At 36.3% G+C, this 26,354-nt stretch carries 27 protein-coding genes and 3 pseudogenes; 15 read left to right on the forward strand and 15 right to left on the reverse strand.

The window, feature by feature from the left end; genetic code table 11:
* Nucleotides 1-12: 12 nt before the first annotated feature.
* A complete protein-coding gene (locus AC1PJP_RS18345) occupies nt 13-1,959 on the reverse strand; it encodes an acid phosphatase (protein ID WP_479768032.1) in 1,947 nt (648 codons plus the stop codon).
* A 144-nt stretch (nt 1,960-2,103) separates the two neighbouring features.
* Nucleotides 2,104-3,476: pseudogene (locus AC1PJP_RS18350) on the reverse strand (putative bifunctional diguanylate cyclase/phosphodiesterase).
* 366 nt (nt 3,477-3,842) lie between these two features.
* Here AC1PJP_RS18350 and AC1PJP_RS18355 point away from each other — a divergent pair.
* The 4 genes and pseudogenes from AC1PJP_RS18355 (at nt 3,843) to AC1PJP_RS18370 (ending at nt 8,789) form a co-directional block, all read left to right on the forward strand.
* On the forward strand, nt 3,843-4,349 hold the full coding sequence (locus AC1PJP_RS18355; protein ID WP_479753617.1) for a sigma-70 family RNA polymerase sigma factor: 507 nt from the start codon (nt 3,843-3,845) through the stop codon (nt 4,347-4,349).
* Between the two features lie 30 nt (nt 4,350-4,379).
* Nucleotides 4,380-5,346: pseudogene (locus AC1PJP_RS18360) on the forward strand (FecR domain-containing protein).
* A gap of 58 nt (nt 5,347-5,404) precedes the next feature.
* Nucleotides 5,405-7,936, forward strand: coding sequence for a TonB-dependent siderophore receptor (locus AC1PJP_RS18365; protein WP_479768034.1), 2,532 nt, complete (start codon nt 5,405-5,407; stop codon nt 7,934-7,936).
* A gap of 154 nt (nt 7,937-8,090) precedes the next feature.
* Nucleotides 8,091-8,789 (forward strand): DUF1826 domain-containing protein, encoded by a 699-nt coding sequence (locus AC1PJP_RS18370; protein WP_479768035.1) that lies wholly within the window; start codon nt 8,091-8,093, stop codon nt 8,787-8,789.
* 132 nt (nt 8,790-8,921) lie between these two features.
* On the opposite strand, the gene AC1PJP_RS18375 is transcribed toward AC1PJP_RS18370, so the two are convergent.
* Nucleotides 8,922-9,626: an SDR family oxidoreductase gene (locus AC1PJP_RS18375; protein WP_479768037.1), complete on the reverse strand. Its 705-nt coding sequence runs from the start codon at nt 9,624-9,626 to the stop codon at nt 8,922-8,924.
* A gap of 314 nt (nt 9,627-9,940) precedes the next feature.
* Here AC1PJP_RS18375 and AC1PJP_RS18380 point away from each other — a divergent pair, with 314 nt between their 5' ends.
* Together AC1PJP_RS18380 and AC1PJP_RS18385 are read left to right on the forward strand one after the other, a co-directional pair.
* On the forward strand, nt 9,941-10,759 hold the full coding sequence (locus AC1PJP_RS18380) for an isocitrate lyase/PEP mutase family protein (protein ID WP_282497127.1): 819 nt from the start codon (nt 9,941-9,943) through the stop codon (nt 10,757-10,759).
* A 48-nt stretch (nt 10,760-10,807) separates the two neighbouring features.
* Nucleotides 10,808-11,389 (forward strand): GNAT family N-acetyltransferase, encoded by a 582-nt coding sequence (locus AC1PJP_RS18385; protein ID WP_479768039.1) that lies wholly within the window; start codon nt 10,808-10,810, stop codon nt 11,387-11,389.
* A 145-nt stretch (nt 11,390-11,534) separates the two neighbouring features.
* On the opposite strand, the gene AC1PJP_RS18390 is transcribed toward AC1PJP_RS18385, so the two are convergent.
* Nucleotides 11,535-12,005, reverse strand: a complete 471-nt coding sequence (locus AC1PJP_RS18390; RefSeq protein WP_479768041.1) for a Csu type fimbrial protein — start codon at nt 12,003-12,005, stop codon at nt 11,535-11,537.
* Between the two features lie 508 nt (nt 12,006-12,513).
* On the opposite strand from AC1PJP_RS18390, the gene AC1PJP_RS18395 reads away from it, so the two are divergent.
* The 6 genes from AC1PJP_RS18395 to cuyB all read left to right on the forward strand — a co-directional run bounded on the left by AC1PJP_RS18395 (nt 12,514) and on the right by cuyB (nt 17,704).
* Nucleotides 12,514-12,951, forward strand: coding sequence for a DUF2147 domain-containing protein (locus AC1PJP_RS18395; RefSeq protein WP_479768042.1), 438 nt, complete (start codon nt 12,514-12,516; stop codon nt 12,949-12,951).
* 333 nt (nt 12,952-13,284) lie between these two features.
* Nucleotides 13,285-14,364 carry a taurine ABC transporter substrate-binding protein gene (locus AC1PJP_RS18400; protein ID WP_479768044.1) on the forward strand — a complete coding sequence of 360 codons (1,080 nt, stop codon included), beginning with the start codon at nt 13,285-13,287 and terminating at the stop codon, nt 14,362-14,364.
* 9 nt (nt 14,365-14,373) lie between these two features.
* Nucleotides 14,374-15,153, forward strand: coding sequence for an ABC transporter permease (locus AC1PJP_RS18405; protein ID WP_479768046.1), 780 nt, complete (start codon nt 14,374-14,376; stop codon nt 15,151-15,153).
* A complete protein-coding gene (locus AC1PJP_RS18410; RefSeq protein ID WP_479768048.1) occupies nt 15,153-15,944 on the forward strand; it encodes an ABC transporter ATP-binding protein in 792 nt (263 codons plus the stop codon). Before AC1PJP_RS18405 ends, AC1PJP_RS18410 begins: the two co-directional genes overlap by 1 nt.
* Before the next feature lie 16 nt (nt 15,945-15,960).
* Nucleotides 15,961-16,983 (forward strand): D-cysteate sulfo-lyase, encoded by a 1,023-nt coding sequence (gene cuyA, locus AC1PJP_RS18415; protein ID WP_479768050.1) that lies wholly within the window; start codon nt 15,961-15,963, stop codon nt 16,981-16,983.
* A gap of 1 nt (nt 16,984) precedes the next feature.
* A complete protein-coding gene (cuyB, locus tag AC1PJP_RS18420) occupies nt 16,985-17,704 on the forward strand; it encodes a cysteate racemase (RefSeq protein ID WP_479768052.1) in 720 nt (239 codons plus the stop codon).
* Between the two features lie 102 nt (nt 17,705-17,806).
* Here cuyB and AC1PJP_RS18425 read toward each other — a convergent pair whose 3' ends face one another.
* The 8 genes from AC1PJP_RS18425 to AC1PJP_RS18460 all read right to left on the reverse strand — a co-directional run bounded on the left by AC1PJP_RS18425 (nt 17,807) and on the right by AC1PJP_RS18460 (nt 23,009).
* A complete protein-coding gene (locus AC1PJP_RS18425; protein ID WP_479768054.1) occupies nt 17,807-18,397 on the reverse strand; it encodes a cytochrome b in 591 nt (196 codons plus the stop codon).
* A gap of 12 nt (nt 18,398-18,409) precedes the next feature.
* Nucleotides 18,410-19,474: a catalase family peroxidase gene (locus tag AC1PJP_RS18430; RefSeq protein WP_447506496.1), complete on the reverse strand. Its 1,065-nt coding sequence runs from the start codon at nt 19,472-19,474 to the stop codon at nt 18,410-18,412.
* A gap of 317 nt (nt 19,475-19,791) precedes the next feature.
* On the reverse strand, nt 19,792-20,355 hold the full coding sequence (locus AC1PJP_RS18435) for a TetR/AcrR family transcriptional regulator (protein ID WP_479768056.1): 564 nt from the start codon (nt 20,353-20,355) through the stop codon (nt 19,792-19,794).
* Nucleotides 20,356-20,973: 618 nt separating this feature from the next.
* The gene (locus AC1PJP_RS18440) at nt 20,974-21,162 is read right to left on the reverse strand and encodes a hypothetical protein (protein ID WP_081309099.1); all 189 of its coding nucleotides are present in this window, start codon (nt 21,160-21,162) and stop codon (nt 20,974-20,976) included.
* Nucleotides 21,163-21,309: 147 nt separating this feature from the next.
* Nucleotides 21,310-21,780 (reverse strand): hypothetical protein, encoded by a 471-nt coding sequence (locus AC1PJP_RS18445; protein WP_140947396.1) that lies wholly within the window; start codon nt 21,778-21,780, stop codon nt 21,310-21,312.
* A 96-nt stretch (nt 21,781-21,876) separates the two neighbouring features.
* Nucleotides 21,877-22,026, reverse strand: a complete 150-nt coding sequence (locus AC1PJP_RS18450) for a hypothetical protein (protein WP_013198381.1) — start codon at nt 22,024-22,026, stop codon at nt 21,877-21,879.
* A gap of 216 nt (nt 22,027-22,242) precedes the next feature.
* Entirely contained in the window at nt 22,243-22,452 is a 210-nt protein-coding gene (locus AC1PJP_RS18455; protein ID WP_013198382.1) for a cold-shock protein, read from the reverse strand.
* A gap of 236 nt (nt 22,453-22,688) precedes the next feature.
* Nucleotides 22,689-23,009 carry a hypothetical protein gene (locus tag AC1PJP_RS18460; RefSeq protein ID WP_013198383.1) on the reverse strand — a complete coding sequence of 107 codons (321 nt, stop codon included), beginning with the start codon at nt 23,007-23,009 and terminating at the stop codon, nt 22,689-22,691.
* A gap of 385 nt (nt 23,010-23,394) precedes the next feature.
* Here AC1PJP_RS18460 and AC1PJP_RS18465 point away from each other — a divergent pair, with 385 nt between their 5' ends.
* The 3 genes from AC1PJP_RS18465 to AC1PJP_RS18475 all read left to right on the forward strand — a co-directional run bounded on the left by AC1PJP_RS18465 (nt 23,395) and on the right by AC1PJP_RS18475 (nt 24,407).
* On the forward strand, nt 23,395-23,547 hold the full coding sequence (locus AC1PJP_RS18465) for a hypothetical protein (RefSeq protein WP_192833658.1): 153 nt from the start codon (nt 23,395-23,397) through the stop codon (nt 23,545-23,547).
* 153 nt (nt 23,548-23,700) lie between these two features.
* Nucleotides 23,701-23,832 (forward strand): hypothetical protein, encoded by a 132-nt coding sequence (locus AC1PJP_RS18470; RefSeq protein ID WP_479768259.1) that lies wholly within the window; start codon nt 23,701-23,703, stop codon nt 23,830-23,832.
* A 341-nt stretch (nt 23,833-24,173) separates the two neighbouring features.
* Nucleotides 24,174-24,407: a hypothetical protein gene (locus AC1PJP_RS18475; protein ID WP_140947354.1), complete on the forward strand. Its 234-nt coding sequence runs from the start codon at nt 24,174-24,176 to the stop codon at nt 24,405-24,407.
* Between the two features lie 114 nt (nt 24,408-24,521).
* On the opposite strand, the pseudogene AC1PJP_RS18480 reads toward AC1PJP_RS18475, so the two are convergent.
* The 3 genes and pseudogenes from AC1PJP_RS18480 to AC1PJP_RS18490 form a co-directional block, all read right to left on the reverse strand.
* Nucleotides 24,522-24,620: pseudogene (locus AC1PJP_RS18480) on the reverse strand (aminotransferase); the annotation flags it as partial.
* A 37-nt stretch (nt 24,621-24,657) separates the two neighbouring features.
* Nucleotides 24,658-25,284 (reverse strand): hypothetical protein, encoded by a 627-nt coding sequence (locus AC1PJP_RS18485; RefSeq protein ID WP_479768060.1) that lies wholly within the window; start codon nt 25,282-25,284, stop codon nt 24,658-24,660.
* 194 nt (nt 25,285-25,478) lie between these two features.
* Nucleotides 25,479-26,339, reverse strand: coding sequence for an EamA family transporter (locus AC1PJP_RS18490; protein WP_479768062.1), 861 nt, complete (start codon nt 26,337-26,339; stop codon nt 25,479-25,481).
* Between the last annotated feature and the right edge of the window lie 15 nt (nt 26,340-26,354).

Consider the following 26,354-nt stretch of genomic DNA (forward strand, 5'->3'; position numbering starts at 1 on the left):
TCCAAGTTCTGCTTATGACACCGTAAACTTAACGCTATTATTTTGATAAATTGGCGTAATATCTTTGCCATTAAGTGTCACTTTTTTATAGGTGCCTTGGACTTTTTTAGCAGATAACACCGTATAAGTTCCCGCCGCTAAATTGTCTTTTGTGACGAGCTGCAATGTTCCATTTAAAGTAAGCGTATTTGCCACCTGAACTGCTGGAAGTACATTCGATTTAAACGTGATATTGAAGGTGGTTCCTGCAAGCTGAGTTAAATTACCCGCAATAGTAACTGTTTTAGCTGAGTTGGTTTTTAATAGGCTATTTTCATGCATATAAATATCGCCTTGACCTGCACCATGCTCAGACAATATTTCTAAACCACCCTGTTTTAAATCAATTCCGCCAGTAAACGAGTTATTTCCTGTCAGTGCTAAAGTTCCTGTACCTGATTTGGTCAGTTTCCCAGCACCCGTAATATCATTACTCCATTGATCATATTGATTAAAGCCACCTAAACTCGCATCCATGGTCAGATTAACATCACCATCAAAACTGCCATAACCTGCGCCCGCTCTAAATAGGTTTAAACGCCCATAGCCCTCAACGTCATCCATGACTGGATAACCCGAAGCAAGTGCAGTCGATTTCAAAACCACACGCCGCTGATCGGCTGATAAATAAGGAAGTCGGGTTTCCAATAAAACCTCTGCACCTTTAGGCACCGTTGCTATTTTTGTTTTATCGCCAATTTGGTTAAAACCATAGGTCATCCAGTGATTCACCTGCTGTTTTAACTTTTCAAGATCGGCAAAACGGTCATTCGCGTCATAAGGTGTTTTCGCCAAGCTATAAAATGATTCAAACGTTGAGCTATTGGTCTCTTTCATGAGCTGTGTTTGAGCTTGTAAATAAGCTTCTTTTCGTTGCTCTACAGTCATAGCATTTAAGTTGGCAACATCTGCGGCAATCGACTGAAGACGTCCGCCAATCACGTCCATCGCTGAATGCATGCCCGCAATAATACGTGAATTACCAAGGTCCATACCGCGAGCAACGAGTTCCTGATAACGCTGAGGCACTAAATAAGCCATCGCAATTGCATTTCGACCAGCTTCGGCGGTGTGCCCACTTGGGAAACCGCCGTCAGTTGCAGGTGTACTACTTTTAGCAGATTCTAAACTAGGTACAACAATGACTTCAGAACTCCAGCGCCACGGACGAGCATATTTATAAAAACGCTTTGCTGATTCTGTCGATGAGTTATTCCCCATCGCTTGAACAAACTCAACCACTTTTCCAAAGTTGGCATTGCCATCGACCGTGGTTAGTCCACTATTATTGCCTTTGTCATCGTATTTTACTTGTGCAGCATCGGCTGGCACTGAATTAATTGTGGTGGTCTGCCCCGTGAGTTTTCTCCACGGATCGGTTAATGCTCCCATCCCTGTCGTTACGCTATAACTTTTTCCGCGTCTATCATCTAAATAGGCCCGAATAGCTTCTTCGTCTGTACGTTTATGCGTGGTTTGAATTGAATAATTAATGTTGTAGTTCAATACATCTACATTCTTTTTTGTACCGTCCGTACTGTCACCCGGTAGACCTGTCCAGTTTGATGCGACTACCGCAGGAAAGCCGTCTTTTGCCTCAGCAGATTGGCCTGCATCTACAAATAAACTTGAGGGCGTCCATACATCTAAAAAGCCACTCAGCACACGTACCCCAGCATTTGTTTCAACCGTGGCATAACGTGCATCGCCACGTTGATTGGTCGTCCATGAATCTACAATAGTGGTGATATTCAATGGAACTGGAGCAGTATCCTCAAAGCCTACACCCTTTGGCGCTGCGGGTATTTCTTGATTTGCTGTAGAATTATCATCTGAGCTATTACTGTCATTACACCCCGTAAAAAAGACTGAACAAGAGATAAGAGAAAGTAAAAGTGTATTTATTTTAAAGCTAGACATGGTGTGATCCGTTTAATAAATATCCATATCTTTCACCATGAATGTTTAGCTGTTATTACATATTTGAAATTAATTTAAATTTTTCTAAACAATACTAACTCTCTTTTTACTTTCTATACTTAACTGCTGAAATAGTTGTTTTGCCTATTTTTTGAAATGAGCTATCTGTTTTAAGAAGTCATTTAACGGCATCGGGCACCCCCATAAATAACCTTGAAACTCCGTGCAGCCATTGTTTTTAAAAGCGCTAAACTGTTCAGCAGTTTCAATCCCCTCTACTAACACTTGTAGGTTCAAATCTAGTCCAATTTTAATAATACCAGTGACTAATTTATTACTACGTTTATCATCCAAAGCTGCTTGTACAAAGCTACGATCAATCTTGATTTGTCTAATCGGCATCTTTTGTAAATAGCTTAAAGATGAATATCCTGTACCAAAATCATCAAGAGAAAGCTGAATTCCATTTTTAGACAAGAAATGCATTTTTTCAATCATGCTGACACAATTCGTTAAAGCAATATTTTCAGTGATTTCTAATATGAGTCGAGATGGATTTATCTCATACTGCTTAATCAGCCCGATCATACTCTGCTCAAAGTTTGGTTGCATGAAGTGATCAGCACTAATATTGATTGAAAGCGTAAGATCTTTGGTCTCGTCTTTTTTGCTCCAGTCTTGTAAAACTTTGCAGCCTTGATCTAACACCCACTCCCCAATCTCTGGCATTAATCCAAACGTTTCAGCCGCTGGAATGAAATCTTTTGTAGGCACATAACCTAAAGTAGGATGTTGCCATCTTAATAAAGCTTCCGCGCCAATCAGCGTTTCAGATGAATTGATTTGTGGCTGATAAAAAAGCTCAAATTGTTGTTTAGCAAGAGCTAAGCGTAAGTCTTTCACCATGCTGTTTTCTATTTGTATCTCTAATTGCATGGTATAAATTGAAATACAAATCATTAATGTGGCAGCACAAGTTGCAATCCATCCGCCATGATCACGAATATCTTCAGATAGCGGTATAGCACTCTCAAGATTAAAAAAGCTTCCACTAAAAAATATAAAACACCCAATCGACAATAAAATTAAAATGAATTGTAAATAGCTTGGGTCTCTGCGGTAATTCAAATACCCCAATATCGCTCCAGCAGGTAAAAATAAATGAGCTACCTGCGGACGATCAACGGTAGCTATATCAAAAAATAGGCAGAACACCACTGGAAAAACCAGCAGTACGACCTGTGAAAGAAGAATACCCGCTGAAATTCGATTTATATAAATAAGAAAAAGGCTAAATATGGAGATCAATGTAAAAAAGATATCCATGTAAACAATCAACCACATTTGTGCAAATGCAAAATATATGGTCCAGAACAAGCAAAAAATGATGCAAATAAAGATATTTGCTTTGGCTGCAATTGTAAGCTGCTGGTCCTTTACGCTGCGGTAATTTTTCTTGTGTTTCTTAAAAAAGACGAAGCGAACATAAATAAATCAACCATAAAATATTTCTTCATAGACCCCCATCTGGATCATTGATACCCCACTTCAAGATTCACCAATAAAACAAAATGTTTTATTCCTTGTTATTTATACGACTCATCTTGAGAACGTTGTTGTTTTATCGTGGTGGTATAGTTTGGTTGTTTAATTGAACGATGTTGCTTATCAAACACCTTATAATTTTAAAGGATCATCCCCTAACGATACATGTGTCTGCGACTAAGGTACAGGCTCTAAATAGCGAAAAATTAGAACATTATTGTTTCTAGAATATATCGTTCTAATGATTGATATTAATAATAATTATCATTACTATTTAAGAATAATTTAAATGTGTGTTTAATTGCGCTACTCAGTGCCAATTTGTGGACTTCACTGCTATGAACCTCGATGTAGACAAACAGGTATGGTTTAGCCAAATTTACCGTTCTCAGCAAACTACGCTTTTATCATGGTTTAAACACAAACTTCAGCACCATCATCAATCTGAAGACCTAAGCCAGGAAGTATTTTATCGTGCTTTAAAAAGTGAATATTGTTTTCAAAAAATTAAGGAACCACAGGCATGGCTTATGGGCATCGCCAAACATGTCATGATTGACTATTGGCGCCGTCAGCATATTGAAAGCCTCTATCTAGATGCTCTACAGAATCTTCCAGAAGAATATTATCCCTCTGCCGAACATGAAGTTTATATTCAAGAAACTTTATATCAGGTCCATTTAATATTAGAAAAACTGCCTACCCGCACAGCTCAGGTCTTTTTGATGTCTCAACTAGATGGCATGACTTATCGAGAAATTAGTGAAAAAATGAATATTTCTGAAGCCACTGTGAAAAGAGATATGAAACAAGCTTTTTTAGCTTGTATAGACCTCTATAATTAAACCCTTTAAACGTGCTCAAATTTCTATCGTATGTCAGATATTACTAAAATCCCTCATCATGTTTTAGAGGCAGCCGCAGACTGGTTGGTACTCTTACATTCGGGTGAAATGACAGCGTTACAGCAACAACAATTTGAGGAATGGAAAACTGAAAAACAAGAACACCAGCTAGCACTCCAGCAAATGGAAAAATTCAGCCATGGTTTATCAAACCTTGCAGGTAACTTCCCTTCCGAAGCTTTAGTTCAGTCTAATCAAAAATTTAATCTTGCTGCAAAACGCAATATGCTGTTAAGCCTTTCAGGTTTAATGATCGTTGGTTTGTCTGCCTATTTCATACCTTGGGAAAAATGGCAGTCGGACTACCACACCAAAGTGGGTGAAATTAGAAAAGTATCGTTAAAAGATGGCTCACAACTGATTATGGCAAGTGATTGCTATGTCGATGTAAATTTCACGCAAGAGAAACGTCAGATAAAACTGATTGATGGGGAAATTTATGTTGAAACAGCAAAGGATGCTCAACATCGACCATTTATTGTCGAAACCAAGAATGGTTCAGTAGAAGCCTTAGGTACTCAATTTACGGTTCGCCAAGAAAATAGCGAACAGACCAAAGTCAAAGTCTATAAACATGCGGTAGCCATTGAGCCAGAGAATGCTTCTAAACGGCAAATCTTAAAACAAGGCCAGCGTGTTTTTTTTGACGAAAAATATATTTCAAAGTCTCTTCCTCTCGATAATGATCAACCGTATTGGACCCAACAACTTTTGGTTGTAGATCAATGGCCACTTCAAAAAGTGCTAGATGAGCTATTTCGTTATAAAAAAGGAAGCTACCATCTCGGGCCTGAATTAAAAAATATAAAAATTTCTGGCGTATTTTCTCTAAAGAACCCTGAGCAAAGCTTAGAAACTTTAGCCTATAGCCATCAACTTGAACTGAATTATTACGGTCCCTATTTGTTAAATATTAAAAAAAGATAAAAAAATGTGACCCTTTTTTTGATCTGGTTCGACTTATAGAGAAATACACTCCCTGTCGAGAAGACCACATGAAGGATTATCAAGCAAAAAGTAAATTGGCTTTGGCTATACGTGCAGTGCTATGGAGTACGCCATTGGTGGTCACGGCGCTTACCTCAACTTCTATTTACGCTGCGCAAACTTATAGTATTTCAATTCGCCAGAGCACGCTTGATCAGGCCATTAAACAACTGGCTATTCAAACAGGCACAACCATTAGCTACGATAATGCCAGTCTTTCAAAAACAAAAAGCAAAGCGCTTCAAGGCAATTACGCTGTTGAAGATGCTTTAAGTCTGTTATTACAAAACCATCCATTTGAAGCCGTTAAAGTCAACAATAGTGGTTACAGCATCCGAGTGAAGGCTCCACCCGCTCCAATTGAACCCAAAGTTTTCCAGTTAGAAGCCATTAAAACAAAAGCAAATAACAATAATGAATTTGATACGGCAGGCAGTGAAACAGGTACGGCGCATTTAGCAACAATTCATGTTAATGCTGATCATGGTGAAAATTTAACAACCGAAGGTTCAGGTTTATATACGGCGAAGGCGACCACCGCTTCTAATGGCTTAGCTTTAAGTTTGCGAGAAACACCTCAGCTGGTCAGTGTAATCACCAACCAACAAATGAAAGATCAGAACCTCACCCAATTAACCGATGTTGTCAGTCAAGCAGCAGGACTCTCTATTAAACAAGGCGGCAATATTGGTAGTGATAATTCACCTATTTACGCTCGCGGCAAAGAAGTAGATAGTTATTTACTCGATGGCGTGAAGCTCATGAGTTCATATGCAAGTATTTTCCAAAGTCAGGACATGGCATTATTTGACCGAGTCGAAGTCGTGCGCGGTGCAAATGGATTAATGACAGGCGCTGGCAGTGCAAGCGCAAGTATTAATCTGGTCCGAAAAAAACCATTACAAGACTTTAAGGCTTCGGTGAGTGCTGACATTGGTTCTTGGGATTCTTACCGTACCGATATTGATGTTTCTACACCCCTTAATGAGTCTGGAAGTATTCGTGGTCGTACCCTTTTTGCCTACCAAAAATCAGACTCTTATATCGACCGCTACAATGAAGAACGTAAAGTTGCTTATGCAGTCGTAGAAGCTGATTTAACAGACCAAACCAAAGCAAGTTTAGGTGCAAGTTACCAGCAAATTGATTTGACTGGTGTGGCTAGAGGTGGTTTACCAAGCTTTTATACAGATGGCACACTCATTAATTGGTCCCGTTCAGATTCAGCGGCAGCAAGTTGGACGGGTTCAGATCGCTCAACGACATCTTACTTTGCCGACATTGAGCACCAGTTTAATGACCGCTGGAAATTAAAAGGTGTAGTATCTAGAACCATTACCGATTCAGATGAAATTGTAGGCTATACCTACTCAAGTAAAGGGATCGATAAAGCTACTGGTAGCGGGGCGATGTTATATGCAACCCGTTGGGATTATCGTCCTACTCAAGACTTGTTCAATTTAACTTTGAATGGTTCATTTGATTTGTTTAATCAAACTCATGACGTGGTGTTAGGCACGACTTACACAAAAAGTAAAAATAAACGTCCCACCTATTCTGGCTGGAATAATGGGATGACATGGGATGGAACTCTAAAAAATATTTTTGCTTGGGATGGCAGTACACCTAACCGCCCTGAAACAAAAATAGATGGTTGGTACAGTGGAGATGATCGTAGCCAATCTATTTTTGGTGCTGTTCGCCTTAAAGCCACCGACAATCTTGCAGTCATTTTAGGCACTCGAATTGAAGACTGGGAACGCGTAACGGGCGATCATTCAGATGCTAAGAATACGACTACCTACACAACACAAGAAGAAAGTGGCAAGGTAATTCCATATGTGGGCATTACCTATGATTTCACTGACAACTGGACTGCGTATGCAAGCTACACCAATATTTTTTCACCACAAGATAAGAAAGCCGTTACAGGCGAATACATAGACCCATTAATAGGTAATAGTACCGAGCTGGGTATTAAGGGTGAGTTTTTTGATAATCAGTTAAATGTTGGTGCTGCTATTTATCAAACTAAAGAGGACAATACAGCGATTGCATTAGCAGATGTATTTGCCCCAGATGGTTCTCAAGCCTATCGCACAGAATCTGGTACAAAAAACCGCGGGTTTGAAATTGAAGCGACAGGTAAGTTGACTGATTTATGGCAAGTTTCCACAAGCTTTAGCCGCAACCTATCAAAAGATAGTCAAGACAACCGATTAAATACCGGTGTGCCAAATAACACAGCCAAGCTGTTTACCACCTATACCCTGCCTTATCTTGATGAAGCCCTCACCATTGGTGGCGGTGTTCGTTGGCAAAGTGAAATTTATGAAAAAAATGCAGTCTCTGCAACAGGTCGATTCACTCAAGAAAGTTACGCTTTAGTCGACTTAATGGCACGTTATAAGGTCAACAATAATCTTATGCTCAACTTTAATGTTAATAACTTATTTAATGAAAAATACCATTTAGCCACCACAAATAGCTATTACGGCGCTCCGACTAATTTCCGAGTGGGCGTGAAATATGAGTGGTAAATAAATTACTCGACGTTTAAAGATCTTACTTCAGAGGCAAATAATGTTCTTCTGAAGTAAGACTAAACTGGCTTAATCAATTGGAATGGAATATTTTTTGGCTAAGCTCAGGCTATAATATTAGACATGCTCTATTATTTTATTTAATTCTCCTATGAAGAATGCGTTTTCTGACAGCAAACAAATTAGACAAGTGTCTAGTTTCCCTGAACTTGTAAATACAAAGTTCCAAGGAGAGACAAATGCGATTTGCTGGCACAGAAATTTGGTTGGCGACTTTAAAGAGATTGTGAATAAACTTCATTTAAAAGAAAATATTACAGAGGTTTCTGTTGAAGACCTTTTAGCACTACAACTTTCAGAAAAAGGCAATCTGGCAAGAAAAACTATTTTAGAAGATATCGAGCAGTTATCTCATTTCGGCGCATCGCCCGTACTTAATTTGCTTAAACATTATGAACGTGACGAAGAGCTAGATTTCATTTCAACAGATGTATATTCATTTCATGTTGATCGCTCTCCCATTGAAACCGATACATTCTTATGTACCTATCACGGCGCTGCCAGCGATATTGTTCCCAATGATCAGGTTGAACAAAAAGTTTTAATTCCAGAAACTCGAGAAAAGCTCAAAGAATTACATGACGGCCCAGAAGCTGAATTTGAAGCCTTTTTGACAGAGTATTTTTTTGATTTGCATTATCAGCCTAAACCCGCTGCCCAACCTGTAAATTTAGGCACGGGACATATTTGGCGTTTGGCCGTAGATCATCCAACTCAAAAGGTTTTGCCTTGTGTTCATCGAGCACCTATTGAAAAAGATGGCGAGTATCGATTGCTTTTGATTTGTTAGGGGTTGCCGCCTAACCACTTACAGAGTTTTTAAAAGCAGAAAATCATTGCAGTGTTACCAGAGTGGTGCCACCGCCAGTTCAAGTGACTTTACCTTATCCACATCAGCATTTCACTTGGCAAAATAACCATTCTATAGGCTTCCCCCACCATCAACATTTAGAACCTGACCAGTAATAAAGCCTGCATGATCTGAGAGTAAAAAAGATACCGCATCTGCAACATCTTTAGGCGTTCCAATCCTTCCTAATGGAATACTATCCAATATTGCTTTCTCGGCTAAACTACCAATTGGTCTGGTTTTCCTAAAAAGTTCCGTTTCAATTGGTCCTGGTGAAACACAGTTGACTGTTATTCCAAATTCAGCCAACTCAAGTGCCCAAGTTTTTGTACAACCCACCAATGCACTTTTTGCTGCTGAATAAGCTGTTCTATCCTTTGCCCCGTAAATCGCCCTACTACCAATATTAATAATTCGCCCAAAGCGTTGTTCTTTAAGTTGCTCAATAAAGTGTTGTGTCACTTGTATAGCAGCTCTTACATTTAAGTTCCAAACTTCGTCTAAGGCAGGAAATGTAATCTTGCCTAAAGGTTGAGGTAGACTAATTCCTGAGTTATTCACTATTCCGTGTATAACATGAGATTTAGAGATTAAAGCTAAGGTGTCTTCAGTTTGTTCTATATTTGATAGATCACAACTAAAAAGCTCTCCAGAAAAGTTTATATCCTTAATATTTCTCGCAATTCCAATTACATGATGTCCCTGTAAAGACAATTCATCGCTAATTGCTTTTCCAATACCTTTTGTAGCGCCTGTAACTAAATAAGTGTTTTTCATAGCTAATCCTAAATAATAAAATAGTTTATGGTTCGTTCTCCCCGTTTAACTACAAAAATAATAAAACGCTAACTATGATTTTTTATGACGATAAACAGATTTATATAAATTAAAGAAAACTATAATCAATATCCCCAAAATGAACATGACTTAATTTTGATTTACTTATTTCAAATTAAGAAGTAGCTATATTTCTATGAGTTAAAAAATTGTTATAGTCATTCAGCTTTAACTTGCCTTCTAAAAGATTATTTTAAACAGCTAGATGGAATTGTTTTAAGTTTCAGTAAATACATTAAAAAGAGTACCGAATAATGAAAACCTCTGTAGATGAGAAAAGAAAAATTTTCCGTGATCTCCATAAAGACGGATGTTTTATTTTACCCAATCCTTGGGATGCAGGCAGCGCAAAGGTACTCGAACAACTTGGCTATAAAGCACTTGCAACAACAAGCTCGGGCTATGCATGGTCTTGTGGAAAAGCAGATGGTCAACTAGACAGAGATGAAACATTAGCACATTTACGTTACATAGTTCAGTCGACCAATCTTCCTATTAATGCTGATTTTGAAAGTGGGTTTTCAGATACTACTCAAGGCGTTATTGAGAATGTTCTGATGGCAATTGATACAGGTATAGCGGGTATTTCTATTGAAGATTCGACTGGAAATAGTGAAAAGCCGCTTCGTGATATTCCTGATGCTGTTGAAAGAATACGAGCAGCTCGCTTAGCAATCGATCAAAGCGGAACGAATACAATGCTTATCGGCCGTGCTGAAAACTTTTTTGTTGGTGTGCCAGATTTAGAAGATACGATTAACAGATTAAAAGCATATTCAGAAGCTGGTGCTGACTGCCTGTATGCACCCGGTATCAAAACACGTGAACAAATCATTGCTGTCGTTAATGCTGTTGCACCAAAACCCGTGAACGTTTTAATCGGCTGGGATAGTGATTTAACAGCAGCAGAGCTTGCAGATTTGGGTGTAAGACGTATTAGCTTGGGTGGAGCATTAGCTCGTACAGCTTGGGATGGTTTTATTAAAACAGCGAGTGCTATTGCCGAATCAGGTAACTTCCATTCACTCAATACTTCAGTTTCAAGTAGTGATCTAAATAGTCGATTTAAATAAGATTTGGGTAAAACTCTTTTTTGATAACTTTCAGACAGGACATCTGTTATGGCCCCAAACATCATGCTTTCAAGTAAACATATTCGGTTACGCCTTTTAAAGATTGAAGACTCAAGAGATTTAGTCGCCGCTGCATCAGACGGAGAACTATGGAACCTCCCTTTCACTGTCGTACCTTCAGCAGAGACAATAGAGGACTATATTCACCACGCACTAGAAGGTTATCAAGCGGGTACAGTTCTTCCTTTTGTTGTTGAAGATATCGCTACAGGAAAAATTATTGGGTCTACCAGATTTTGGAAAATAGATAGAAAAAATTTAAAGTTAGAAATTGGAAGTACTTGGTACTCAAAATCTTGGCAGCGAACATATGCCAATACAGAGGCAAAATATTTGCTTCTTAAATATGCCTTTGAGGAATTAAATTGTGTGAGGGTTCAGCTTACAACAGATGTACTCAATGAAAAATCACAGAATGCGATTTTAAGACTTGGTGCTCAAAAGGAAGGTGTTGTAAGAAATGAGAGAATTATGCCCGATGGAAGAAAAAGGAATTCTGTCAGATTTAGTATCATTGATGAAGAGTGGCCAAACATAAAAGAGAATCTTATTAAAAAGTTAAATTATTAAAAGTCTTATCGTACAATAGTTTAAAGCATTTATAGGCGTGTAAACTCACCCATTAAACTTTGGTTTACTGGTAGTCGATTTAGTATGTTCAATTTGCTATTCCTAACCCATAAAACTGAGTTTCCCAACAATATTTTTTCTTTTATTAATATATAACGTTCACACGTACCCAATCTTCATATTTGGTCGCTTGAACATTGGTACTTGATGTAATTGCCCCATGAATAGGAATATTTTCTTTCATCCCTGTGGCAACTCCTGAATATATTTTACTTCCCTGGCCTCCCCAAATTTGAGTATGACCAGCATCTTGATAAAGTACATATGCAACAGATGCTGGGCTGGCAGCAGATTTAAGTTCAAAGTTATTGTCTGAAGTTACCGCCAATTGATACGGCGTATTTTGACTACATTGCACAGATACATCCGTTCTTGCAGCAGCAACTGGCTGAGAACGAACGACTGAACCAAAATCTAAATTTCCTTGTGTAGACACTTCACACGTTTCAATAATTGTTAAACTAACTCTTAATGATGTAGATGCATTTCCAGCATCCGCACTATTTATTGTCAGCATACTCATCAGAGAAAATAAACTGTATTTAAGGACTTTCATTTCTTCTCCTTAACTTTTTGTTCTAATGTCTATTCATCTTTATATTGTGTTTTTTCTGTTCTGGTTAAAGAAACAGCTTCAGGATCTTTTAGTTATAAAACTTAATATTGCACACTGTCAATAAATACTAAACGCATGATTTGAATGTTATTTTATAAACCGTGATGTATTACACGCAATCTAACTAATTTAAAAATTAGTTGATGTTTTTAGTCCTCTTCAGCATAAGTTCCATCATTCCTTATCAAACTGTATATCTACTTAATCTATCTCTCATTCTAAAAATTATTAATAATTTATTATCAGCTTTTAAAACCTTATTTAATCATTCTGTCCTTTCTCGCAATTGCATAAATAAATTGATCAAAATAATATCCACACAAATAGATTATAACTTTACATATTGTTTAGCTTAAAGATTCAATACTAAGAAAACTGTGAAGTTAAATTTAAAATGAATAATTCAGACCTTTAAAACCATCCATTTTTAATTTGAGAAATGCTTGATATGAAAAAATATTTACTCTTACTTTTACTTAGCTTTTATTCGATTCATTCATTTGCTTCGGACAAATTACATGGCAGTGTTTGGAAAACAATTGATGATGCAACCAATGAACCCAGAGCACTGGTAAAATTTAGCGAAGATAAAAATGGTAACCTCTCTGCTAACATCGAAAAAATACTCGTTCCAAGTGAAGCTAACAAATGTACGATGTGTGAAGGTACTTACAAAAACAAATCTTTGATTGGCCTAACCATTGTCAAAAATTTAAGAAGTGTCGGTCAAAATAAATATGACAAGGGATCTATCCTCGACCCACAGTCAGATAAGACTTATAAATTTAGTGTAACCGTATCACCAGATGGCGAAAAACTTATCGCTCGTGGATACATTGGTATTTCTGCAATTGGCCGAAACCAAACGTGGTATCGAATTAAATAAGCTCCTAAATCGTTAAAAGCCCTACTTATAAATTGCATGGTTTTTGAAGTGGTCATTCACCTCAGAAGCTATGTAATTTTTGAATATTCTTAAGTTAATTAATAATTTTAATCATGCACTAACCTATAAATAAATAATTTTTTAAAAGCTCTTATTTTTTTCATGCATCGATTTTAACTCAAAATATAACTACCAATTTTAAGTGATAAATAATTCTTTTTTAATGATAAATATAAACTCATCTTTGCATATATCCATTCCACTTTTTCATATTTTTATTAATCATAAATTTTCACTAAGATCGAATAAATTTCGAAAATTACTGGAAATATAATGTTGTTTGCAACACGTTTTCACTTAAAAAACGCTATCTTATCAGTAGGGGTTCTCAGCTTTGCACTTTTAACCGGTTGTGGAAATAATTCACAGCAAAATAATGAAACTAAGGCAGAAGCTTCTCAAACTGCGGCTGCTGCTGAACTACCTAAAGAAGTACGTTTTGCTTGGGGTGGTGGTCCACGAGTTTGGGTTCTTGGTAAAGCTGATGGAGATTTTGAAAAAGCTTTAGGTACAAAAATTAAGTGGGTTGAATTTGCTTCGGGTGCAGATGTAATTAATTACTTCGCCGCAAATGAAATTGATATTGCTCGTTTTGGCTCAAGCCCAGCTGTTGCAGGTATTACTCGCGGGCTACCAATTGAAATCATTGGTTTGGAAGGTCTAATTTCTGGTGCAGAACGTTTAATTGTTCGTCCTGATATTAAAAATCTGCAAGGTCTAGTTGGTAAAAAAGTTGCCTTCCCTGCTAACTCCACCGCGCAATATGCTTTAGAACAAGCGCTTGCATTAAATAAAATTGATAAATCAAAAATCAAATTAATTCCACTTAAGCCTGCTGAAATTGTTTCTGCATGGACACGTGGTGATATTGATGCAGCTTATGTTTGGGGACCATTTACTCAACAGCTAGAGAAAGAAGGCGGTAAAGAAATTTATCGTACAACGACGCTGAATGAAAAAGGTATTTTGGTTTATAACAACTTCGCTGTCCGTAAAGAGTTTGCAGAAAAACACCCTGACCTTGTCATTAAATTCTTGAAGGCTTACCAAGATCAAGTTGATGAATATAAACGTGATCCTAAAGCTGCTTCTGAAAAAATCTCTAAATACTTAAGTCTTCCATATGACCAAGTCGAAACTACACTTGCTGGTATCGAATATATTCCACTGAAAGATCAAGCCTCTGAAAAATATTTGGGTGCAACATCAAACGATGAAAACTCTGGCTTGGCTAAAGCAACTCAAGATATTGCTAAATTTTTAGTCAGTATTGGCGAGTTGAAACAATCTGATGTTCCAAAGAGTTATGCGCCTAATATCGACAGTAAATACCTTATTGAAGCGACAAAATAAGGTTATGAAATGATTCAGTTGAACCCGTTTAAAGTAAAAGTGATTAGTACATTATCGCTAATCACTTTTGTGATTATTTGGCAGCTTGTGTGTACATTTAAACTTGTCTCACCAATTTTGTTGCCCTCTCCTCTACAGATTTTAGATACAGTTTTAGATTTATTTAAAAACGGTTACCGAGATGCTCCTTTTTATCAACACATTTTAGTCAGCACGGCGCGTGCCTTCTTTGCATTCTTCGTTGCAATCATTATTGGTGTGCCTTTGGGATTATTAATGGGCCGTAGTCCTGTACTTAATGCCATTTTAGATCCATTTGTACAATTCTTACGTCCTATTCCCAAAATTGCCCTCATTCCATTGGTCGTTGTGTGGCTAGGAATTGGTGAGGAATCTAAATTTTTCCTTATTTTTATTGCGACTTTACTGAGTGTTATTGTGGGTTCAACCGCAGCAAGCCAAAACGTTCCATATGGTTTGATTCAAGCAGCACAAACGATGGGCTTAGGAAAAACAGCAATCTTATTCCGCGTCATTTTACCCTCTTCGCTTCCTGAAATTTTCACCACCATTCGTTTATCTATTGGTATTGGTTGGACATCATTAATTGCAGCGGAAATGGTTGCAGCAACTTCTGGTTTAGGCTGGATGATTATTAATGCCGGTTCTTATTTGCGTACAGATGTTGTGATTGTCGGGATTATTTTACTTGGAACAATTGGCTTTATTTTAGATTGGCTCATTGTGAAAGCACAGCAAAAATGGGCCCCTTGGACAGGAAAAGCATAATGACTCAACCCTTTATTGAGCTAAATAATGTTCAGAAAATATTTAAACAAAACAAGACGGAAAATACGGTCCTAGAAGATATTAATCTTAAAATTCCTGAAGGTCAGTTTGTTTGCTTACTTGGGCCTTCTGGCTGTGGTAAATCAACTATTTTGAACTTGCTTGCTGGTTTTGAAAAACCAACTTTAGGTGAGATTTATGTAGATGGTCAAACCGTCTCAGCACCGGGCATTGACCGAGCTGTTGTATTTCAACAAGCTCAATTATTTCCTTGGCTCACAGTAAAAGAAAATATTCAATTTCCACTTAAGCAATCAAAAGCTGAAGCTAAATATATTGCTGAGCAAACTGAATATTACTTAGAAAAAACGGGTTTAAAGAAGTTTGAAAATCATCGAATCTGGCAAATCTCAGGCGGTATGAAGCAACGTGTTGCCCTTGCCCGTGCGTGGGTCATGAAGCCAAAGATTTTATTAATGGATGAGCCTTTTGGGGCATTAGATGCTCAAACACGTATTTTAATGCAGGAAACACTGACTCAGCTTTGGCAAGACAATAAAACTACCGTTTTATTTGTTACTCACGATATTGATGAATCTCTACTTTTAGCAGATCGCATTATTTTAATGGCAGGCCATCCCGGACGCATTGCCGAAGATATTCAAGTGAATTTACCTCGTGCGCGTAGCATTGAAAATATTACGCCACGGCAAGAATTTATTGAAACCAAAAAACATATTTTAGAAATTATGCGCAAAGAAGTAAGCCGCATGATTGATTACATACATTAAATTTTAGGACATTATTATGTTATTAAGTCATTTACCGCGCGTTCAACTGGTTCATGCGCCTACTCCTCTAGAGTTTTTACCTAACTTAACTAAAGCGTTAAATGGTCCCCAGATTTACATCAAACGAGACGATGCTACAGGGCTGGCTACAGGTGGCAATAAAACTCGCAAATTAGAATTTTTAATTGGTGATGCACTTACAAAAGGTGCAACCCATGTACTTACTCAAGGTGCAACTCAATCTAACCATGTTCGCCAAACGATTGCAGCAGCAAATAAATTTGGTTTAAAGGCATCAGTTTTACTCGAACAACGCGTTAGTGATGGTACAGATGAATATTACAATAATGGAAACTTATTGCTCGATGAGATTTTAGGTGCAACATCAATTGAGGTAGTTCCGGGTGGCACCGATATGGTGGCAGCTTTAGAAGCCAAAGCAAAAGAATTAGAACTACAAGGGGAACGTCCGTACATTATTCCAGGTGGTGGTTCAAATGCTATTGGTGCTTTAGGTTATGTCTCAACAGCAATTGAATTAATTAACCAACTTAACCAGATTCAACTGGCTCCGACTCATCTTGTACATGCAACAGGTAGCACAGGTACTCAAGCTGGCCTTTTAGCGGGTATTGCGGTAACTCACTCAAACTTACCAGTACTCGGTATCAGTGTTCGTGCTGAAAAATCTAAACAAGAAGAAAATGTTTATAAACTTACTCGTGCAACTTTAGAACATCTGGGTTTAAACGCAGATCTTATTGCTCGTGAAAAAGTGATTGCAAATAGTGACTATGTTGGCGATGGCTACGGTATTCCAACTGATAGCATGGTTGAGGCTGTTGAATTGCTGGCTCGAACTGAAGGTATTTTGCTTGACCCTGTTTACTCAGGTAAAGGTTTTGCAGGCTTAGTCGACCTTATTCGTCAGGGTCATTTCACTAAAGATGATAAAGTGATCTTCCTTCATACAGGCGGTGCCGTAGGCTTATTCGGTTATCGTAAAACCTTCTCGAATAAAGATGCATACCGTTTGTAAGATGACTGAATTTTCACAACTCCCCACCCTTGGAATTTTGGGTGGTATGGGACCGGGCGCTGCTGTTGATTTTCAACAGCGTCTGCTCGATGCAAGCCCTGCCACTAAAGATCAGGAACATATTCCAACAATTGCTTGGAATCACGGCGGTATTCCTGACCGACAACTTGCACTTAAAAACCTAGGTGAAAGTCCTTTAAGTGCCATGTTACATGGACTAAAAATTTTAGAACGTAGCGGTGTCTCTAAAATCGCTATTCCATGTAATACCGCACACTTCTGGCATTCTGACTTACAGCAACACACCCCTATTGAAATCTTAAATATGGTTGAAATTACGGTGCAACAGATTTTAAAGAATTATCAATCTGGTGATAAAGTCGGAATATTGGCAACCAAAGGCGCCCTTTCTACTCAGTTGTATCAACTTGAGTTAAGCAAGCACGACATTCCTTTTGTCATTAATTCGAATCAAGAAATTGAACAGGAATTTATGCCCGCTGTTTATGCTGTAAAACGTAATGAATCGGCACAAGCGGGTATCGTTTTTCAAGAGTTAAGCCAAAGGCTCATAGATAAAGGTGCTGGTTCGATTATTTTAGCTTGTACAGAAATTCCAATTGGGTTACATGCTATTCAATCTCCAATTTTAGATGTGAGCTTTGATACCACACAAATTTTGGCAGATGCTTGTGTAAATTGGTTTTATCGAAATACATAACTCTAAAATAATGTTCCAACAGTGCTTTAGGTTCTAATCTACCTAATGCACTGTCTATATATTCTGAGTGAGTGCTTCAAACTCTAAAGTCGAATAACTCTCTCAATCCACACTCTTCTTTTCATTATCTCTATTTGACTCAGTAGAAGAACCCAAAGCCATACTTGAGAATACGCCATCTCGATAAACCCATGCATGTAATAATGCAGCAGACAGATGACCAATAACGACAGCAAATAACAGCCAAGCCAAAATTCCGTGTAGAGTGCGAAACCAAGCATAGAGCGTAGAGTTGGTTGGAGCGATTGGTGGAAGGTCCCAACCCGGAAATAACGTTACAGGCCAATTACCTGCCGAAAGCGTTGCCCATCCGAGCAATGGCAAACTAAACATCAAAATATAAAGTAACCAATGTGATGCATGGGCAATAAACGCTTGCCAGCGCGGTACAGTCGGCGGCAAAGGTGGAATTGGGAAATAGAGTCGATTTATTAATCTTATGATGACCAGTAATAAGATTGCGATTCCTAAGGGACGGTGAATATCGATTAACCACGGACGCCAAGTGATTGAAGTTGTCATTCCAACACCAATAAATAGCATAGCCAAAATTGCTACCGCCATAGCCCAATGTAGTATTCGAGCAGTCAAATTAAAATGACGTGGAGCATTATTGTTAGATTTATTTTGCATGGCTGATCTCTCCTATTTACCCACGGCATCCGTTGCTTTGCCAAATCCAATTTCACGTAAGCGAGCATTGTAAGACTGTGCATAGATACCCGCTCGTGCGGCGAGTACTGGATCATCTGATAACTCAATTCCGGGTGGAACCAATGTTGGGTCAAAGTTAATATCACGGCAAACGCCATTTACCTGTTCAGTTACATTTTTAACTTCCAATGTTCCTGCTATCACTTCTTTACGTTCTTTTGGCCAAGGTTGAGATGGGTCATTCACTGGGTCTCCTGGCTCGGCAAGTTGCAAAACTAAATCCCAATATAGCGGCCCTTCAGCCAAACGTTTTTTTATGTCTTTAAATAAGAAATCATGGCCAGCTTGATCACGTTGTTCTTTCGTCAGACTAATAAATTTTGAATGAGGACGCATAGACCAACGGACTGGTTGTTGTTGTCCATTGGCAGCCCGCAATATAAAAGCATTTACGACATAAAATTCTGCGCCGCTGAAACTACCGGTTAATGGCATCTTTGCCTTTTGCTCAATAGACTTACGAGCTTCGGGATATTCTTTTAGAAAAGCCTCAACAAGGGCTGGATCAGGTTTGCCAGTAGATGGAACTGGTTTAAATGCTTTTTGCTGCGCTAAAAAACCTTCAGCATTTCGCGTAGGGAAATAAGGAAAGTTGTTTAATTTCATGCGCCATTGTGAATGATCAGCTGCGGAAAGCAATAAAGCCATACTCACTGTTGCTGTCGAATTATCTGCCGCATGCGGGTTACCGCTCCCAATAGAAAATCGGCCAATTGCTGGTATATCAGACTTGGCAAATACAGTGGCTTTAGAGAGTGCAGCCGCCGCACCATTACTGTGGTAAGTACCATCAAAACAAATACCCTTACCGTGGGCACGACGATATCCGGGATCAAATTTACTTAATGAGTCGCCCAAAAATGTTTTGCTTGTTGTTCGATGTCCAAATAGACCAGCGACCCAAGCAAATGCCAATACTAAGGAGCCAGCGATTACAGCAATACCCAAGAATCGCAACCAATACTTCTTTAGAGTTTTAAAATTCAAATTATTCATTCTTAATCCTGTGTAAATTGTATGGCTGCATCCCTAAAGAAGATTTTGATCATGTAAAAAGAGTTTTTCTTAGATTGATGGAACCAAATTCAACCTTAGCTGAGTAAATAAAATCCTGAAATATTCTGGATCCAATAGAGATAAGCCTTAATATAATATTTATTTCCCGATCATATAAGGTACGCACCTCGGGGTTAGTATTAATCTTATTAACATTTGAGTGGAGATAAATAAAGCATGGGAACGAAGAATCTAGAAGCCCCCACTTTGACTGAAAGAGTCCGAAGAGGTGATCTTTTTAAAAGCGAGCTCGTTAACTAGTGATGATTGATCATAGAGATGAGAAAACAATCCAACACCCTTTCTCTCTCATCTGTCTGACCCGAACTTAAAAGCTGAATAATTGCGCCTTCAATCATATATAAAAATAGCTTGGCATCCTGAAAAGTCGTATCCGTTTTGAATACTCTAAGCTGACTATAGATTTCATTGATTAGCCATGTACGGTATTTAATTGCGACTTGATAGGCTTTTGAATAGGTCAGTTTTATCTCAAAAATAGCCTTAAACAATAAATAGTACAGTCCCTCTAAATCGGTATGTAAAAGATAAAGCGCCTTGAGTTTATCTTTCACGTTTGGGCCTTGGTCGTACTCAGCAATTGAAACCACTTTTTCTTTTAAACGTTCTTTCTGCACAATCAAACAGATTTCAACAAATCGTTCTTTAGAGTGAAAGTAGTTATAAAACGTCGCTTTTGGAATCTTTGACTCTTTTACGATTCTGTCGATTCCAACCTTATGAAAGCCATGATGGTGAAATAAATCAATCGACGTATTAATGATATGAATAGCACGTGTAGGGAGAACTAACTTTGGCATTGTTTTACCGTTATAAAAAATTATTGTTGTTTCTAAATGAGATACTTTTTTGGGAGAAAAAAAGGCACAGCAAAGTCTATAAAGACTGTGCTTGGCACATCTCAAGTTTTGTTGTTCAAATAAGTTTTTTGAGCCGGAATGACTTAAAGCCTGAGAACCTTAGGGTGATCAAGCTGCTTTAAATTTTTAAGCTGTGTTGTTATAGCTTTTGGCAAAGGCTGCCAAGAAATAATGGATGTGCAAAGCCAACTCCTTTTTATTGGGAGTTCTGCCGAAACATTAAAATTATGGTGGCAGAACGAAAGAGGGTTGACGGACTGGTCATAGAGCCAGCACACCCGAAGGTGTCCCCCTCCCGTTCCACCGTAGAGGGGGCACGAGGGGCTAGGCACTAAAAGTAAAAACCTTTAATGCTTCTATGATACGGTCCGTCAAAACCGACTGGCGATGTAGGCCAGCAGGCAAAGGATAGTGTCCAACCCTCTTACAGTCAAGCACGCAAAATGACATTTGTTTTAAAATAGATCATTAAAAAGTAAGGATAAATAATTAAAATTTATTGTTAAATTGGGATTTATAAAGAGGCTTTTATCTGCTTAAAGTAGGAGGAAAAATCCATTAACGACTATATAGCGGATCTTCCTCAACAAAAAACACCTCACCCGATGAGGGTAAAACCCATTGATAAGTTCCTTCTATTTTCTGCATCTTTTCTTTAAAAATATCATATATCGCTATAAGGTTATGTTTTTCATCATATTCCCCTACATAGCCAAGTTCCTTTTCTTCATGAAAATCTCTAAACATTTTATGCATTTTTACAGCTCTAAGTTCCATATCTTTTCTCCTTTTTATTATCAATATAATTATTATGATCTCTTTTTATTTTCAATACTAAAAAAAATGTACCAAAATATATCTTATAGAAATATCAATTAAATAGTTATCTTAAATTTAATATTTATCAAACCTAAACTTTTCCATATCGTATGGTATGTCTAATTTCACACTCCATTGGTTTATTTTTTCACTCATTATAACGGCATCAACTTCAAAAGCATCTCGCTCACTAAAACCTTTTGTTTTTAAAAAATTAACAAAACTGGAAGAATTTATTTTATTAAGATATCCAACTCTTAAAGTATCTATATACACTGCAATTTTATTTGTTTCTTTTTCAAGGCATATTACAGCATTTTTAAAGACATTAGTTCTATCACTATTTTGATTACCGACTAAAGTTATCAATTCTTCTTGGTATAAAGTTACAATTATTTCATGTTCGAAAAAGTTCTTATTCTCTGTAAATATTTTTCCAGCTATTTTTAGAGTACTTTCGGGGAGCTCCAGTTTAACTGTAGAAAAAACCTTAAATAAAATATAAGCAAAAACAAACAAAATTAAAATTATTATAATAAAAGACATATTAAAAACATTCCTCTTAATTTTATAAATTGGCAAAAAGAATCATTATTCTTTCTACCAACCCATCATTTAAGAAAAAACAAATTTATTATATTATTATTTTTTCTCAATTTTATCATTTTGATCAACTTTTTCTACAGCATTCTGATCAGGACTTTTAGGCTCAAACTCTTTACCGTCTTGCTGTTGCTGTTGTTGCTCTTTTGATTTGTCTTGATCGTTTTTAACTTGGTTTTGTTGAGACATTAGAGTCTCTCCTATTTAATGTTGTGTAGATGATTATCTAGCACTTAGTTAACATAGTCCTTTTACCTTTATATAGATACAATGCAAGTGTATCTGAATGTGATACCCTTGTTTAACATCATAATTATTAATATTTTAATTAATTTATAAATTATCTAGAAATTAATATACTTTAAAAACAAAAAAAGCACCTAAGGTGCTTTTTTTCTAATTATATTATTGAACAACAATATTAATAGCAGAAGGACCTTTTTGTCCTTGAGCTATATTAAAACTAACACGTTGACCTTCATATAAGGTTTTAAACCCTGAACTACTGATTTCTTTAAAATGTGCAAAAACATCTGGACCTGCATCTTGTTGAATAAAACCAAAACCTTTAGTTTCATTAAACCATTTCACTGTACCAATTGCTGTATTAGACATAATATATCCTTTGATTTTTAATAATATAAAGCCATATTTTATGACTCATTGAACTTTGAAAATAATAACAAATTGAGTTTAAAATCTTAAAAAACGAAGGATTATGAATAAAACTACGATACTAAAAGAGGATTTACTAATAAGTCTATTTTTCTAGTTAAATTGAGTATACGCTAAATAAATATTTATACAACAAATTTAAAAAATATTTATTTTATTTGCTATCACACAACAATTTAAAAATAATAACTTCTAGATACAGAAATACTTTTTATAAAACTTACCAACCAAAGAATAAATTCATATTGATTCTCAAAATTAGGGAGAAGGCTTAAATCAATTTTAACAATACGCTCTTTCATTGGCCTGTTTAAACAGCTTTCAAAATCAATAACAGAATATTTTAATTGTAAATTGTTTGTAGCTGCTTCTTTTTTAATTTCAACTAACAGTCTATTGAGACAATCAACTAAATCTTTAGAAGACTGATTTTTAAAGTGAATATTATTGTAAACACTTTCAGCCACATCAAAATATTTTTTCATTTCAGCATCCATATTTTTCTCATTTTTTAATTAATTTGATTGAGTATGCATGTAAAACTGTATCTTTATGTTGTATAAATATATTTATAGATCGAATCCCCCACTTTAATTAAAAATACCCCCTCCAATTAAGAACTTAAAATAATATATTTAAATAAATTGTAATTATTAAAAAAACATTAAATACAATAGCTATTTAACTATATGTTAACTCTTGTATTTGATTAAAATTTCCTTCCACTTACATATCAACACTCTATTTGACTCAAAGAAATATTATGTCGATAATTGAAAACTTTTAGGCACATATCTCTACATAGAGTTCTCATAATCACCGCAATGTAACTGAATTAAAAGCCTACGATAAAGCTTCCTTACTATTATTAAGAAGTTTAAAATGTCTGATTTCAAAGAATTTTCAAAAAAAACCACACAAAATCAAAATGACTCTAATGCTCAACCTACTGAGGATAAAACTGAAAATCCCGAACAAACCCCTGAAGCAGAAAAAAATCCTACCGAAAATAATAACCAAGAAAAAAAGGAATAAATAACCTATTAACTCAAAAGCTCTATATTAAATAGAGCTTTTGTTTCACATCATACTAATTATAAAATATTTAATTTAAAATTTTTATATTAAATATTATCTAAAATGGTACATATATTTTTTAAACAAGTCCAAATCTTGTACTTAATATTAATTCAACTCTTTTTTGCGCGGCAAAAAAATCAATATCCTCACTTATCCAAAATGTATGAAGCTGCCCATGTAAATGAAAATGCTCTTTATTATATTCAGAACCATGATCAGAATAATGACTATCTACTCTGAAATGATTTTGATCATCCTTTCTTTTCTTCCCATCAAGTATACCGCCAATACAGATATCCATTTTAATACCAATAATTAATCGAAATTGACTATAACACATAGGCCACTGTGGCTTTAAAAAGAGTTGTTACTAATATTTTTTACAGCATAATAAAATATTGCCATTTGGAGTGTATCTACTTAAATTTACAAGGAATAAATATATATTTTGCATATCTAAAATACTTTGATATTTAATATGAATATTGATTTATCTAAAATTTATAACATTTTCAAAATAATTCTTCTTAGCGGAGTTAAATCTCTATATGCTGTATGTACCTCTTAGAGAAATTATTCCAATGTCCCAGCAGCCCCTGCTACAAGAATTAAACTCCAGAATCGACTATTACTCTACAAGAACAGACTACCCACTACGAAGAATTTTGATAGGTTACAGAACATACGCAAAATTGATGCTATGTTCATCTTTCGCAGATGAGGTTATAAATTCTGCAATTGATCCAAACAAACGGAAATATAAAAAGTTAAAAATCAAAGTCACTAAAGATGACAATCAACTTGATCTTGAATAAATTAATTCGTTCATTAGTTTTATAGAAAACTGATTTAATTATATAAAAAATTAAAATCCTTTTTGAAATATCACCGTTTTTAACTCTCAAAATGATTAGAAAATAACAAATGGGCATTTTCTTTTGCTCATTTACAATTTCAATGACCGTAAGATGATAATGACCAATACTGGCAATATTGTCGTAAACATCCAGATAGTGATGCCCTGCTGCTACCGATTTGAACCAAGAAAATAATTTGCTCTTAAACTTATTTTTTCACAGGCAGTAGTAAAACGGGGTCTTCAATGTCATAACCAGTTTCTTCTGGAACCCCCAGATATTTAACGACAACTAGTCTCTTATTGTGTTTAGGCACACTATAATTTTGGGAAATTTTTATTGCTTTGGTGTAATGAACAGCAATGTGCGTCTTACTTTGTAAAGACGGCGATTTTACAACATATTCGGTTTTATATTGCGTGATTTTCCCTGAAGGATCAAACCAAGATGGTATTTGATTCTGATGCGTTTTTAAGGTCTGAATTTTTACAGTTTTACTATTACTTACGATCAAAGGCGTTAAATTCTTTTTAATTTTATTGAGAGCTTTATCAAACGCTCTACTATCTTGATCATAATCAATCTTATGTGTTTTTGGATTGATATAGATAGATTTAACTTCAATAAGTTTGTCAGGCGATTTACTATTTAATAGATAATAATATAGTTGTGGTAAACGTCCTCGACCATCTTCGTAGTGTCTTAATACATAAAGCTTCTTCTCTTTTTGCTGATAACCCAATACTTCAATTTTTTGTCCACCACCCACTGTCGCATAACTATGCGCGGATAACGTAAGAATCGTGCTAAAAGTTAGAAATTTTAGAAATTTCATCAGTTCATATCCTTGTGATCTTGCAATCATATTGTATAAATATCAATCAGATTAAAATGATACTTGAGTAAGTAATACTTACTGTTTTTATATTCTTTTTGTACAGAGGCAGCCTTTTTAAGGGGGCTTATTATTTATCCCCCTTAAAAACGACTCATCCAGCTTTAGATATATGCCATCATAGACAAATGGTCTTATGCGGTATTACGTTTATACGAGAAATAAGAACATCCTGCACACGATGCCATAATAATTGCTATTCCAATGATCTGAAAATGATTTAATCGTTCATCTAAAATCAGCCATCCAGCCAAAGCACTCACCGCTGGTGATGCGCTCACTAATATTCCAAAAACACGTGGATGCAGTTTTTTCATAGCAACCATATCTAATATAAATGGAATTGCACTTGCTAGCATCGCCATGAGTAAACATGTCAAAAGAATCGTATAACTATCAAAAATATGAATAATGTGAGATGCACCTAAAGGCGTTGCAAACAAAGCCGCCAAGAACATTCCTGTTGCAACTGAGCTACCACCACCTTGCGCAACTTTAGAGCCATAAATAACGTATAGCCCCCAACCCACGGCAGCCACAAGCGCATACGCCATACCAATAAAGCTAAAGTTATTATTTGAATTGCCCATAGGTAAAAAAAGCAAACCAATAAGAGATAATGCTCCCCAAAAATAATCTAATTTATTTTTAGACATTAAAATAGCGACCGTAAGCGGTCCCAACACTTCGATGGAAATAGCGATTCCAACAGACATATAAGAAAATGCTTTATAAATTAAAGTATTCATTAATGTGAGGATGGCCCCATAAATAATGAGATTTTTCCAATTAGTCTGTTTATTCCAGCCTCTCCAAGGTTTATAAACAATCCATAAGAAACATGCTGCTAAAGCAAGTCGAGTTAAGGTCACTCCTTCTGCACTCAGAATTGGAAAAAGGGCTTTTCCTATTGATGCTCCTATTTGCACAGAAACTAAAGATAGAAATGCGGCTGCAAATGCCATGCCTTGCTTGGAGTTTGTCTCAATCATCATATTTACCACTCTGGG

It is taken from the genome of Acinetobacter sp. V116_7, from assembly GCF_056735735.1.